This is a genomic window from Amycolatopsis kentuckyensis (assembly GCF_002155975.1).
Lineage (GTDB): Bacteria > Actinomycetota > Actinomycetes > Mycobacteriales > Pseudonocardiaceae > Amycolatopsis > Amycolatopsis kentuckyensis.
In genome coordinates, this window is sequence record NZ_MUMI01000330.1 from 1 (window position 1) to 13416 (window position 13416).

Annotated in this window: 8 protein-coding genes; 3 read left to right on the plus strand and 5 right to left on the minus strand. The window is 72.6% G+C overall.

Annotated elements, in window-relative coordinates:
- On the plus strand, positions 1-1624 hold a 1624-nt coding region (locus tag CCN39_RS29650; RefSeq protein WP_143264199.1), incomplete at its 5' end, for a cation-translocating P-type ATPase.
- A gap of 278 nt (positions 1625-1902) precedes the next feature.
- Positions 1903-3003 carry a serine hydrolase domain-containing protein gene (locus tag CCN39_RS29655; RefSeq protein ID WP_086847520.1) on the plus strand — a complete coding sequence of 367 codons (1101 nt, stop codon included), beginning with the start codon at positions 1903-1905 and terminating at the stop codon, positions 3001-3003.
- Positions 3004-3005: 2 nt separating this feature from the next.
- Here the strand turns inward: CCN39_RS29655 and CCN39_RS29660 are convergent, their stop codons facing one another.
- Together CCN39_RS29660 and CCN39_RS29665 are read right to left on the minus strand one after the other, a co-directional pair.
- Positions 3006-3482 carry a cupin domain-containing protein gene (locus tag CCN39_RS29660; protein ID WP_086847522.1) on the minus strand — a complete coding sequence of 159 codons (477 nt, stop codon included), beginning with the start codon at positions 3480-3482 and terminating at the stop codon, positions 3006-3008.
- On the minus strand, positions 3479-4015 hold the full coding sequence (locus CCN39_RS29665) for a DUF6630 family protein (protein ID WP_086847524.1): 537 nt from the start codon (positions 4013-4015) through the stop codon (positions 3479-3481). The genes CCN39_RS29660 and CCN39_RS29665 overlap by 4 nt, the downstream gene beginning before the upstream one ends.
- Before the next feature lie 123 nt (positions 4016-4138).
- Here CCN39_RS29665 and CCN39_RS29670 point away from each other — a divergent pair, with 123 nt between their 5' ends.
- Positions 4139-5425, plus strand: coding sequence for a hypothetical protein (locus CCN39_RS29670; RefSeq protein ID WP_143264200.1), 1287 nt, complete (start codon positions 4139-4141; stop codon positions 5423-5425).
- Here the strand turns inward: CCN39_RS29670 and CCN39_RS29675 are convergent.
- The 3 genes from CCN39_RS29675 to CCN39_RS29685 all read right to left on the minus strand — a co-directional run bounded on the left by CCN39_RS29675 (position 5398) and on the right by CCN39_RS29685 (position 13323).
- On the minus strand, positions 5398-5877 hold the full coding sequence (locus CCN39_RS29675; RefSeq protein ID WP_086847528.1) for a hypothetical protein: 480 nt from the start codon (positions 5875-5877) through the stop codon (positions 5398-5400). The two genes, CCN39_RS29670 and CCN39_RS29675, sit on opposite strands and share 28 nt — an antisense overlap.
- On the minus strand, positions 5874-12494 hold the full coding sequence (locus tag CCN39_RS29680; protein ID WP_244211056.1) for an RHS repeat-associated core domain-containing protein: 6621 nt from the start codon (positions 12492-12494) through the stop codon (positions 5874-5876). Before CCN39_RS29680 ends, CCN39_RS29675 begins: the two co-directional genes overlap by 4 nt.
- Before the next feature lie 250 nt (positions 12495-12744).
- Entirely contained in the window at positions 12745-13323 is a 579-nt protein-coding gene (locus CCN39_RS29685) for a helix-turn-helix domain-containing protein (RefSeq protein WP_086847531.1), read from the minus strand.
- Between the last annotated feature and the right edge of the window lie 93 nt (positions 13324-13416).

The following is a 13416-nucleotide window of genomic DNA, read 5'->3' on the forward strand; positions in this document are numbered from 1 at the left end:
GGTGCCCGAAGGACTGCCGCTCGTGGCGACCGTGGCGCAGCGGGCGGCGGCCCGGCGGCTGTCCGCGCGAGGCATCCTCGTCCGCGCCCCACGGGCGCTGGAAGCGTTGGGGCGCCTGGACGTCGTGTGCTTCGACAAGACCGGCACGCTGACCGAGAACAAGCTGCGCGTGGTGACGACGACCGGGCCCGGCGGCGAGGCGCGCGAGCCGGGCCCCGGGGACACCGTGCTGCGGGCGGCCGCGCGGGCGTGTCCGGGCACGCTCGACGACCCCCACGTGCGGGCCCACGCCACCGACCACGCCGTGCTCGACGCCGCCGGCCCGGACGAGGGCTGGACCGAGCTCGCCGGGCAGCCGTTCGAGGCGAACCGCGGCTACTCGGCGACCATCGGCCGCGACGGGGACGGCGAGGTGACCCTGGTCGTCAAGGGCGCCCCGGAGGTCGTCCTGCCCGCCTGCGCCGGCGCGGAGGAGCTGGCCCGGGCCGCGGAAGCGTTGGCGGACCAGGGGTTGCGGGTGCTGGCGGTGGCGTCCCGGAAGGCGCCGCCGTCGCTCGACGGCGAAGCCGGAGAAGTGCTGGCGGACCTGGAGTTCCTCGGCTTCCTCGGGCTGGCCGACACGCTGCGGCCGACGGCCGGGCCGCTGATCGCCGGACTGCGCGAGGCCGGCGTGTCCCCGGTGATGCTCACCGGCGACCACCCGAACACCGCGCGGGCCATCGCGACGTCGCTCGGCTGGCCGTCCGACGCCCCGGTCGTCACCGGGGACGAGCTGGCCGCGCTCGACCGGGCGGGCCGGGCCCGGCTGCTCTCCGGCGCCGGGGTGATCGCCCGCGTCGCGCCGGAGCAGAAGCTGCAGGTCGTGGAGGCGTTGCGCGAGGCGGGCCGGGTGACGGCGATGGTCGGCGACGGCGCGAACGACGCGGCGGCCATCCGCGCCGCGGACGTGGGTGTCGGCGTGCGGGCCAAGGCGTCGACCGCCGCCCGGACCGCGGCCGACGTCGCGCTGACCGACGAGGACCTGACCGTGCTGCTGGAGGCGGTGGCGGAGGGCCGCGCGCTGTGGCGCAGCGTGTCGGACGCCGTGGTGATCCTGGTCGGCGGCAACGCGGGCGAGATCGGCTTTTCGGTGCTGGGCACGCTGCTCTCGGGCGACTCGCCGTTGGGCACCCGCCAGCTGCTGCTGGTCAACCTGCTGACGGACCTGTTCCCGGCGATGGCGGTGGCGGTCACCCGCCCGGACGACGACAGTGCTCCGGGCGGCCTCGGCGACGGCCTGAACCGCGCGATCACCAGCCGGGGCGTGACCACGGGCGTCGGCGCGACGACGGCGTGGCTGATCGGCCGGTTCACCCCGGGAACGGTGCGCCGCACGAGCACGATGGCCCTGTGCGGCCTGGTCGGCACCCAGCTGGCCCAGACCCTGCGCGGCCGCCGCAGCAGCCCCCTGGTGGTGGGGACGGCGGTCGGCTCGGCCCTCGCACTGGCGGCGATCGTGCAGACACCGGGGGTGAGCCAGTTCTTCGGCTGCACCCCCCTCGGCCCCCTGGCCTGGTCCGGAGTCGCCACAGGCGTGGCCACAGGAGCCCTGACCTCAGCCCTCCCCATCCTCCGCAACCCCTAACCCAACCCGCAACCCACGTGATCAGACCCGGATCTCGCGTGATCAGACCCGGATCTCGCGAGTTCCGGCTCGAATCACGTGAGTTCCGCCTTCAATCACGCGAGTTCCGGCTTCAATCACGCGAGTTCCGGGTTCAGTCACGCGAGTTCGGGGCTTGATCACGCGAGTTGCGGGGTAGCGCTGGCGCTACCTGGGGTTCGGTGGTCTGCACTGCTGATCTTCACGTCGGGGCGCGGCATCGTGGGCGATGTCCGATTCCGGTGGAAGGAGCAGGGAACATGCGCAAGCTTGTGGCGATCTTGACCGTGGCGGGGTTGCTGGGCGGGACGGCCACGGCGGCCGAGGCCGGGCCGCCGCGGAACGCCGCCCTCCAGGAGGAGCTCGACGCGCTGGTCGGCCAGTTCCCGGCCGCGCTGGCCTCGGTGAGCCGCGGCGGCCGCACGGAGTCGCTGGTCGCGGGGTCGGCGCGGCTCGGCAGCCGCGTGCCCGTGCCGGTCGACGGGCGGGTGCGGGCGGGCAGCAACACGAAGACGTTCACCGCGGTCGTCGTCCTGCAGCTGGTGGCCGAGGGGAAGGTGGCACTGGACGCGCCGATCGAGCGGTACCTGCCCGGCCTGGTGCCCGGCGGGTCCGCGATCACCGTCCGGCAGCTGCTGCAGCACACCAGCGGACTCCCGAACTACACGGAGTACCTCGGGCTGGAGGACATCGCGAAGCTGCGGCACCGGTACTTCGAGCCGCACGAGCTGCTCGCCGTCGCGCTGGCCCACCCGGCGAAGTTCGCGCCCGGCACGAAGTGGGAGTACAGCAACACGAACTACGTGCTGGCGGGCCTGCTGATCGAGCGGGTGACCGGGCGCCCGGTGGCGGAGCAGATCACCGCGCGCGTGATCCGGAAAGCGGGCCTGCGCAACACGTACTGGCCGCAGGTCGGCGACGAGACCATCCGGGGCCCGCACCCGCAGGGGTACGCGCGCTCGGGTGACGACGTGGTCGACGTGACCGAGCTGGATCCGTCGTGGGGCTGGGCGGCCGGCCAGCTGATCTCCACCCCGGGTGACCTCGCCCGGTTCTCCCGGGCGCTGCTGGACGGCCGGCTGCTGCCGGCACCGCAGCTGGCGGAGATGCGCAAGACGGTCGACGCGCCCCTGCTGCCGGGCTGGCGTTACGGCTTGGGCGTGTTCAGCGTCCCCCTCAGCTGCGGCGGCCGGTACTGGGGCCACGGCGGCGACATCCACGGCTACGAAACCCGCGGCGGAGCGACGGACGACGGCCGTGCGGTCGGCTTGGCGGTGACGGCCCTGCCGGGGACGTTCGGCGACGCCGACCGGGCGGCGCAGGCGGTGGTGTCCGCAGTGGACACGGCCTTCTGCCGCTGAGGTCAGGCGCCTTCGACCGAACCGGGCGGCAGGAATTCGACGTCGTGCAGGGCCGACAGCCGGACCACCTCGGCCGGGTCGTCCAGCTCGTGCAGCCGGTCGAACAGCTGCGCGAGCCGCCCGGCCGGGCTCACCCAGAACAGCGCGCGGGTGAGGGTGTCGCCGCGGTTGTAGTAGGCGTGCGGGAGACCTTTCGGCATCCGCACGGTGTCCCCGGGGCCGGCGGTCGTCCATTCGCCGTCGAGGTAGAGGGTGAAGACGCCGTCCAGGACGTAGATGTGCTCGTCCTGGGTGGGGTGCACGTGCGGCGGCACGCCGGTCCCGGGCGGGTCGAGGGTTTCGAAGGCGAAGCTGGACGCACTGGCGGCCTTCATGGCGTAGGTGTGGCCGAGGACGTTCCACACCTTCTTCCGCATCCCTTCCCCCGCCGGGGTGATGCCTTTGGGCAGCGGGCCGAGCACGATCTCTTCTCCGGTCATGGCACGTCACTTTCCGGTGTTCCGGCCGCGTTGTACAGGACCTCGGCGGTGAACCCGGCCGCGGCGGCGAAGGTGACGAGGTCGTCCCCGCGGGCGGCGGGCAGGAGCACGAGCGGGTAGCAGTCGGACTCGATGTCGAGGACGGCGAGGGCGGTTCCGGTGGCGTGCAGCCGGTTTCCGGCCTCCTCCAGGAACTCGTGGGTCGGCAGCTCGCTCCCGGCCAGCGACGTCCAGAGGCCGGCGGCCGGTGGCGCGGACCGCAGCCCGTTCAGCCGGCCGGTGATCTCGCCGGGCGCTTCCTTCCAGTCGACCTCGGCGAGGAGGCCCTGGTCGGCGAGAGCGTCCACCAGCGCGATCCACGGCAGCAGCTCGAAGGGTTCGTCGATCCCGCGCTCGTCGAGCCGCTCGGCGTGCTCCCGCAGGAACGCTTCCTGATCGTCGTGGGCGGCCGCGGCGAGCGCGGCCACCTGCGGGGCGTCCGGCGCCAGCAGGGCGGCGACGGCGAGCAGCGCGTCACGAGCGGGTGCGGTCATCGAGGTCCTCCGCGGGGCCGGGTGTCCGACCGGCAGATCATCGCAGATCACCCGCCCGGGGGTAGCTCGTTCAGGGGCTGGTGGCACGTCCGCGCGCGACGTACGGTCCGCCCGGAGGCGACGATGGCCAGGTCGATGCGGTGGATCGCCGCGGTGTTCGCGCGGTCCTGGCACCAGCTCACCTCCGTCGGCGAGCGCCACACCGATGTGCTGCCCGCGCTGGTGGCCGTGTCGGCCCTGGTCGCGGTCCCGGTCACCGGCCTCGTCCGCGTCCTGCAGATGTTCACCGTCACGAGCCCGCACTGGGCGACGGCGATCCTCGGCGTGCTGCCCGGTGCGCTGCTGTCGCTCGCCAGCCTGGGCGCGGTCCTGTGGGCGTTCGGGAACGTCAAGCAGGCCGCCGCCCGCGCGTACGGCGTCGGCCTGCTCGCCTCGGTGCTCGCACCCCTGCTCACGGTCGAGGCGACGGCGGGCGTCGTCACCGTCCTGTGGCGGCACGGCGTGCTCACCGGACAGCCCGGCAGCGTCCCGGGCCTGTGGGCGAGCGAGCGGTACTTCGTCTGGCACACGCTCGACGCGATCCCGTTCCTGGAGATCGAGGACACGTTCGCCTGGCCCGAGCCGCACGAGCTGTCCGGCACGGCGGCGGGTTCGATCGTGGTCGCCCTGAAAGTGGTCCTGCTGCTGCCGACGGCCCGGCTGCTGGCCTCCGCCTACTGGTGGGTGCGCAACCGGGAGAGCAAGCTGCCGGGTGACGACTTCGGCGACGAAGCGGATCTCACGGGTTCCGCCGCGCTGTGGACACTGCTGCTCACCCTGCCGGCCTACGCCGGCGTGCTGTTCCTCTGGCCGCCGGAGGCCCCGCTCGCCCGGTGGCTCCGCGACCACGTGCCGAAGTCGGTGGACGTCGCCCGGGTGCGCGTCCCGCTGGGCTGGGTGACGCCGTCGCTGCAGTGGCTGCCCCTGGTGGTGCTGCTGCTCCTGTGCAGTTTCTTCGGGCTGGCGGTGATCGCCGCGGCGTTCGTGCGGCACAACTCGGCCTGGTGGGCCGCGCTCGCCGTGGTGGGGGTGCTGCTGTGGACGCACCTCGCGCTGGTCCTGACCGCGTCGACGGTGCTGCTGTCGGTTCGGACCGGATGGGCCGCGGCCGTCCCGCCGCTGCCGCCCGGCGCGCCGCTCGCGACGGGCGTCGGCGACCAGCTCCGGGGCTTCGCGAACGCGATCCCGGGCCTGGACATCACGAAGACGACGCACTGGACCCGGCGGTACGTGTTCACCGGCTGGCCGGTCGGCGTGATCACCCTGGGCTTCCGGGTGGCCGCGGTCTTCGCCGTGCTCGGCCTGGTCTGGCTCGTCGCCCGCCTCCCCGGCCTCGTCCGCCCTCAGTCCCGCCCGGCGGCTTCCGGGTAGACGAAGTGCTCGGAGCCCTCCTCGAGAGCGAACATCCGCCAGCTTTCGATCCACGGGCCCGAGCAGTCCGGGAAGACCTCCAGCCGGATCGGGTCCCCGTCGTCGGCCGCCTCGACGACGAGCAGGCCGCCCGGGCCGAACCCGGTGGCGGTCACCCGGAAGTCGCCGCCCGCGAACTGGGCCGTCAGGAACTCCGCCTGCGCATCGTACTTCGTGGTGCCGTTCTCGTAGGCCTCGTCGCGATCGGTGCCCCGGTCCCGGGACCAGTCCAGGTCGCGGGAGCCGAGCAGGATCACGTCACCGTGCAGCACGCGGAACGGGCACTGCGCGTGGATCGTCCAGCCGGTTCCGCGGTCCGGCCGCAGGACGACGATCGCGATGTTCGCGACGCGCCTGACTTCGGTCAGGCGCAGCCCCTGCAGCGCCTTGACCGCTTCCGCCGTCGAGGTCATCCACCACATCCGAACATGCGAAGTCCCTCTCGCAGGATGGCCTGGTACCCGCCGTGCAGCTCGCCGATGTTGCGGTGCCAGGCTTCCCGGTCCGCGTTGGTGAGCTCCTTGCCGGTGAGCTGCCGCACCTGGCGCTGGATCCGGCTCCACGCGGCGTCGGCTTGCTTCTGCTGCGTGTCCCGGCTCTTGGTCGTCTGGTTGCCGTCGTCGTCGTAGTTGTCGCCCGGGTCCCAGTTGCGCAGGACCGAGTCGTCCATGCCGGAGCTGCCGCCGACCGCAGCGTACATCGTGCCGCCCATGAGGACGGCCGCTCCCGCGCCGGCCGCGGCGCCGAGGCCGACGACAGCCGCGCCGCCGATCTCCGCGACCCCGACGCCCGCCGCGACGATCGCGCCGCACGGCTCCAGGATCGCGCAGCCGACGCCGCCGATGATCGCGCCGCCGATCGCGAGGCCCCAGCCGAGGCTGTCCCAGAAGCTGAGGCCGGTGCGGTCGGCGTACAGCAGCGGGTTGCCGCCGGCGTACGAGTACGGCGTGCGGGTCGTGTCGAGCAGCGGGTCGACGCTGAGGAACAGCGCCGTCGCGGGGTCGTAGTAGCGGGCGCGCAGGTAGACCAGCCCGGACTCGGCGTCGGTGTACTGACCCGCGTACCGCAGCGGCGTGGCGGCGGTGCCGGACGCGGTGGCGACGCCGTACGGCGTGTACGTGTAGCGCCCGGCGACGGCCCCGGTGCCGTCGAGCAGCGCCAGCGTCGAGCCGATCTGGTCGTGGACGAACCAGGAGCTCGCCGTCGCCCCGATCTGTTCGATCGGCAGCCGCCCCGGCCCGTAGACGTAGCTGGTGGTCCCGTCGCTCAGGATGTTCGGCGTGCCGCCGTTGTCCCAGACGAACGCCGTGGTCACGCCGCCTGCCGTCTTCGACGTCCGCAGGCCGTTGCCGTCGTAGCGGTAGGTCGCCGAGGTGGCCGGCCCGGTGAACGCGGTCAGCCGGGACGCCTGGTCGTAGGCGTAGGTCGCCGAGCCCGCCGTCTTCCGGTTGCCGACGCCGTCGTGGGTCACCGCGGTGGCGCCGGCGGGCGTCGTGGCGCAGGTGGGGTTCGCCGTGGTCCCGGCCAGCGACCAGCACAGCTGCCCGGCCGCGTCGAACGCCTGCGTGGTGGCGCCGACGGTCGTCGGGTTGTCCGCGGCGTCGGTCGTGTAGGTGGCCGAACCGTCCGAGGCCAGTTGCTCCTTGGGGTTGTACCCGAAGGTCTGCGCCGCCTGCCCGACCGTCCGGGTGGACAGCTGCCCGGCGGGATCGCGGCCGTAGGTCGCCGACAGCACCGTCGTGGTGCCGGTGACGGCCGTGGTCGAGGTCAGCCGGCCGGTGTCGTCGACGCCGTCGGTGACCGTGGTGCCGTTCGGGTACGTGGTCGTCTTGACCGCGCTGTCGTTGTCGTAGCCGAAGGTGGTCTTGTTGCCGTTCCAGTCGGTGACGGTCTTGAGCCGCCCGGCGTCGTCGAAGGTGCGGACGACCGCGGTGGGGTGGCCCGGGTAGGTGATCGACGTCTGGTTGCCGTCGTCGTCGTAGCCGTAGCCGACCGCGGCACCGGAGCCTTGCGTCTGGAGGGTGACCTCGCCGAAGGTGTTGTACGTCCAGCTCGACGTGCCGGTGCCGTCGGTCATCGACACCCGGTGCCCGTCCGGGTCGTAGCCGTAGGTGACGCCGGGTGTCACGCCGTCGGAGTACTTGACCGACTTCGTCTGCCCGGCCGGGTCGTAGCCGATCGTCGTGACGCGCCCCTGCGCGTCGGTGCTGGTCAGCACCCGCCCGGCCGGGTCCAGGTGCGAAGCGGTGGTGCGGTTGTCCGGGTCGGTGCGGGAGTTCTCGCGACCTTGGCCGTCGTAGCCGTAGGTGGTCTTCGCGTTCAGGCCGTCGACGGTGTCGGCGATGGTGCCGTCGGGGTTGTAGTCGGTGATCTGGGTGGTGTTGTCCGGCTGGGTGACCTTCACCCGCTGCCCGGCGGGATCGATCGTGGTGATCGTGGTCCGGTGGTTGGCGTCGGTGGTCGAGGTCTTGTTGCCGTCGGCGTCGTAGGTCGCCGAAGCGGTGTGGCCGAGCGCGTCGGTGGTGGCGGTGACGTTGCCGTGGGCGTCCTGGTGGTAGGTGGTGCAGCCCTTGGCGGGCGGGGTGCAGCCGGGGCCGACGCCGGCCGCGGTGCCGTTGCCGTCCACTGTGGACGTGAGCCGGCCGGTGCCGGTGTCGTAGCCGGACTGCGTCTTGTCCCCGGCCGGGTTCGTCACCGAGACCTTGTCGCCGAAGGCGTCGAACGCGGTCGTGGTGGTCTTGCCGTCCGGGTCGACGGCGCGGGTCTGGTCCGCCGGGTGCGCGGCGTCGTCGTAGTAGAAGTTCGCGGTGCGGACGGGGGCGGGCCCGAAGTTGCCCGTGATCGACTCGACGACGTTGTTCGCCCGGGTGACCGAGGTCGAGGTCAGGTCGAGCACGCCGGCCGCGCCGGCCGGGATGTGCCCGGCCTGGTCGTACTGGTCGACGGTGGCGACCCCGTTGGCGTCGATGGTCTCCAGCAGGTTGCCGGCGTCGTCGTAGACCCAGTTGGTGGTGAAGCCGAGGGCGTTCGACTCGGACGTCTTGCGGCCCCGGTCGTCGTAGGTGAACGTCTCCGCACCGCCGTCGGGGTCGGTCTGGGTGCTGACCCCCAGGGTGACCGGGTCGTAGGTGTAGGACGTCGTGCCCGCGTCGGGCGTGCCGTAGCCCTTGGTCTCCGAGACCAGCAGGCCGTTCTGGTAGGTGTCCAGCTTCTTGTGCCCGGCCGGGTCGGTGGTGAGGGCCTGGCCCGCGGCCAGGCCGCCGTCCGGGCCGTAGGTGAACGTCGTGGTGTGCCCGTTCGCGTCGGTCTGGGTGTGCACGCGTTCGGCGCTGTCGTAGACCATCGAGGTCACCGCCGACGCCGGGCCGGCGAAGTTGGCCGGCGTCCGCATCGACGTCATCAGGTGGTTGCCGTCGTAGGTGTACTTCGCGTGGTCGTCGTCCTTGAGCACCGGTGTGCGGGTCGTGCCGACGCCGTAGACGTCGGTCAGGTTGCCGGTGCCGTCGTAGCCGTAGCTCACCTGGCGGCCGGCGGTGTCGGCGAGGCCGGTGATGTGGTTGCCGGTCCAGGTGAGCGTGTACTTGCGGCCCGCCGGATCGGTGACCGTGGCCAGGTGGCCGGAACCGTCGTAGGCCAGCGACGTCTGGTAGGACGGCGACGCCTTGCTGCCGGCCAGGTCCGCTTCCGCGGTGAGGTGCCCGGTCGCGGCGTCGAACGTGAAGAGCTGGTCGCCGCGCCGGGTGTAGACGTAGGTCGAGCCCGTCTTCACCAGGGTGGCGGCGAAGCGCGGCGCGGCAGGAGCGTACGTGCCGCCGGAGTTCACGAAGGTGACCGCGGACCCGTCTTCCTGCTTGACGGTCACGTTCCCGGTCGTGCCGTCCGTGGCCGCCGTCAGGTTGTAGGAATACGTCCAGCCCCAGCCGAACGGCCCGTCCGCGGCCAGTGCCTTGTTGGGCCCGTTGGGGTCGGCGATGCCCTCGGCGTAGCTGCGGGCGAAGTTCAGCGCCATGCCGCGGCCGGGCGTGGCCAGGTCGGTGAAGCTGTCGCCGAAGTAGCCGGTCGAGGTGTCCACCGGGTCGCCCGCGGTGCGCTTCGCGCAGCCGCAGGCGATGAACGCCGGGTTCGAGCCGCGCGGGGCGTCCTGGATGCCCGGCGGGCCGCCGATCGGCTGGCCCGGCGTCCCGCCCTGCGGGACGAACGCGACCGCGTCGAACGCGACGTCGAAGTCCGAGTAGCCGAAGCCGCCGTTGTCGACCGAACTGCCGTTGTTGTCGAGGGTGACGTTGCCACCGTTCTGCATGGCGAACGTGCCGATGGTGACCCACTGCTCGGAGTTCCACGCCTGGTTGACGCGGATCTTCCACGGCGAGACGCCGCCGCCCGGGTTGATGTTGTACACGACGTTGGTCGCCTGCGCGCCGAGGCCGGGCAGGTGCAGCTTGACCTTGTAGTACTGCAGCGAGGGCAGGTTCGGGGTCCACACGCCGGTGTTGATCAGCGCCGGGTTCGAGCCGTCCTCGGTGTGGGTGAACAGGACCCGGCCGCCGAGGCCGGTGCCGAGCTGGTGGGTGTCGATCGCGCCGATCGGGTCACCCGCGGAGTTCGTCCCGTAGGTGTAGGTGAACGTGCCGTTGCTGGACCAGTTCGCGGCACCGCAGCCCTGCAGGTTGAACCGTGACGGCTCGTCGTCGACGATGATCGCGCCGCTCGGCACCTTGGACGTGTCCTGGTTGCACGTCGGCGGGTTCTGTGACGGGTTCGCCGGTTCGGACCCGCCCGACACCGCGTACGGGCTCGTCGCGCACGTCGTGCTGCAGCTGGGGATCCACGTGACCGGGTTGTGCCACCAGCACTGGAAGTCGTCCAGCATGCAGTGGCTCGCGCCGGGGTTGGAGGTGTTGGTGTTGTTGGGGTCGCACTGGTTGGCGGACAACGAGCACATCGCCGTGTAGGGCGCCGGCTGCACCCAGTGCTGCCCGCCGTTGTAGGTGGGCTTCGCGTAGGCCGGGTTGCTGTAGCGGATCAGCGGGCTCGCGGTCCAGCCGAGGACGCGCTCCTGGTACGGCCAGCTCGCCGGGTGCGCCGCGTCGGCGTAGGTGTCCTGCAGGTACGGGTCGCGGTTGGGCGGGTAGTCCAGGTTGGCCGGGTTGTTGGTCCAGCCCAGTCCCCAGGTGCCGTGCGGGCCGGTGCAGGACGGGCCCGGGGTGCAGCCGGTGGTGTTGCCGTTGGCCGCGTTCGGCTGGATACCCGAGTTGTACGCCCAGGCCGCGAAGTACCAGTTCTCCAGGTAGCGCGGGTCGGCGTTGTTCGCCGTGATCCCGGCCGCGTAGAGCTGGTTCCAGGTGCTCTCCAGGATCTGCAGGCCGGCCGCGATGTTCTCCTGGTAGTCGACCGCGACCTTCCACTGGCCGTGCGCGGACAGCGAGCTGTCGCCGATGTGCATGCCGTCGGTGACCTGGCTGATCCCGTAGCCGCAGTCGGAAGCGGCGTAGTTGATCGAGACGATGTCGCCGCCCGCACCGTAGTAGCTGGCGATCAGCGGGTCGCCAGCGGTGCCCGCCGGAGCGTGCCACGACGCCTGCGACCAGTTCGACTCCTGGGCCATGATGCCCTCGAAGATCGACCGCGGCACCGAATTCGACCCACCCGCCGGGTGCGACAGCGGGATCAGCGGGAAGTCGCTGTTCGGGGCGTAGGCGACCAGGCCCAGGTTGGCGAACCCGGCCGGGCGCGTGTACGCGCTGCCCGTGAGCAGGCCCTGTTCGGCCAGCTGCACGGCCCAGTCGACCTGCGCGGGGTTCGGCTGCATCACCTGGCGATTGGCGGTGAGCGGCGGGACCGCGCACTTCGGCGTCTGCGCCTGGGTGGTGTTCGGCGCCGCCGCCGTCGCCGCCGCCGCGTCGCCGCGGGGGCTCAGCCGGTTCTGGTGCGGAGCCTGGGCGGGCTGGGGCGCGGTGGAGTAGGTGGGCACCTGGGTGGTGGCGGCCTTGGTGGCGGCCGGGACCGCGGTGGCGAGCACCTTGCCGGTTTTCGTGGCCAGCAGCGCGGGCGCCGCCTTGCGGCCGTCGCCGTCCGGGCCGAGCAGCGCGTCGCCGTCCAAAGAGGACGCTTCGGCCCCGTGGGCCAGGCCGCCGTCGCCCACGCTGCGGACACCCGCCGCGGCCAGTGCGCCGGGCGCCGCCGGGGTCGCTCCGGACAGCACGGCGTGCCCGGCGCGGCCCTGGAACAGCTGCACCCGGCTCAGGTCGCCGGAGCCGAGCGCGGTGACCGCGCCGGCGTGCTCGTGCGCGGCGGTCGCGGTGCGGGTGCCCGGCTTGGTGTGCAGGAAGCTGACACCGCCGTCGGCGGCCGGGCGCACGTCGTAGACGTCGCCGGGCAAGGTCGCCACGACGGCGGGGTTTCCCTTGGCGGGCACGGAAACCAGCCGGTTCCCGGCGACTCCGACCACGCCGCCGGCGGCCGGGACGGCGGACGTGACCTGCCCCGGCGTGGTGACGTCCGCGTCGATCTTGCCGGTCGCCAGGTTCGCGGTGAGCAGCCGGGTCTTCCCGTCCAGCGCGACGGTGAACACCGCGGTGTCACCGGTGCCGCAGCCGGGTGAGTAGTACTTGAGGCCGACGCCGCCGGCCAGCGCGTGCACGGCCCCCGTGCCGAGGTCGACGGAGTAGGCGAACGCACCGTGGTCGCGGGCGGCCTGGGTGTTCACCGCCGAGGCGGGCAGGATCGCGACCGCGGCGTGCTTCCCGTCGCCGGAGACGCACTGGTAGCCGGTCCACGAACCGTCGTCGAACCCGGCGGGGTGCAGCAGCGCGACCTCCTGCCACGCGAACCCGGCGGCCTCACGGCCCACCTCGACGTGGTAGCCCTGCGCGTCACCGTGGCCGTCGACGGCGACGTCGGCGGACTTCGCCGCGTCCGGCCCGAAATCCGCCGGTTTCGGCGCGGCGGCGGGCTGCGCGGCCACGGCGGGCGCCGGTGCCGCGGCCACGGCCGAAATGGACGCACCGGTCAGCGCGACAATGGCGAGCAAAACCGTCGAAATCCGGCAACCGGACATTATTCGAGCGCGCACGACCCCACCGGACACGGCAGACCCTCCCCCTGGACGAGCGGCCACCGGAAGTCCGGGCGCCACGGGGAAATCTAACCGGCCGCCCGAGGCCTCCCATCACCCATTGGAGTGATCTTCGAAAAGGGGAAGCGATCAAACGGACATTGTTTTCCCGGCAATTTCCCCGTCCGCCCCGAACCGGACGAAATCCCGGGAACCGCGGGGTTCGTCAGCGTGCGCGAGCGCGCAGGTGGGCTCGTTCCCCGTGGCGGCCGAACAGGATCAGCAGCTCGACCGGCTTCCCGTCGGCGCTGCCGAGCCAGTGCGGGACCGTCGTGTCGAACTCCGCCGCCTCGCCCGGGGGCAGGACCAGGTCGTGCTCGCCGAGGACCAGCCGCAGGTTTCCGTGGAGCACGTAAAGCCATTCGTGCCCCTCGTGGGTCTGGTGGTCCGGGACCGGCGGCCGGTCCGCGCTCGGGATGATCATCTTGTAGGCCTGCATGCCGCCGGGCCGCCGGGACAGCGGCACGAACGTCATGCCGTGCCGGTGGACCGGGGTCAGGTGGATGCGGGGGTCGCCGGTGCGGGGCGCGCCGACGAGGTCGTCGAGCGGGACGTCGTAGGCGCGGGCCAACGGCAGCAAAAGCTCCAGGCTGGCCCGCCGCTGCCCGCTTTCCAGCCGCGACAGCGTGCTCTCCGAAACCCCGGTGGCGGCCGCGACGTCGGCGAGGGTCATCCCGCGGTGCCGGCGCAGCGCCCGCAGCCGGGGACCCACGGCGTGCAGGACGTCCTCGAAGTCGTCGCTCACCCCGCCATCTTGCCGGAACCGCAAGAAAGCGTGCCGGAACCGCCAGGGCCGGGTCAGGGTGGGCCCATGATCTCCGCCCCCGAAGCGTCCCGG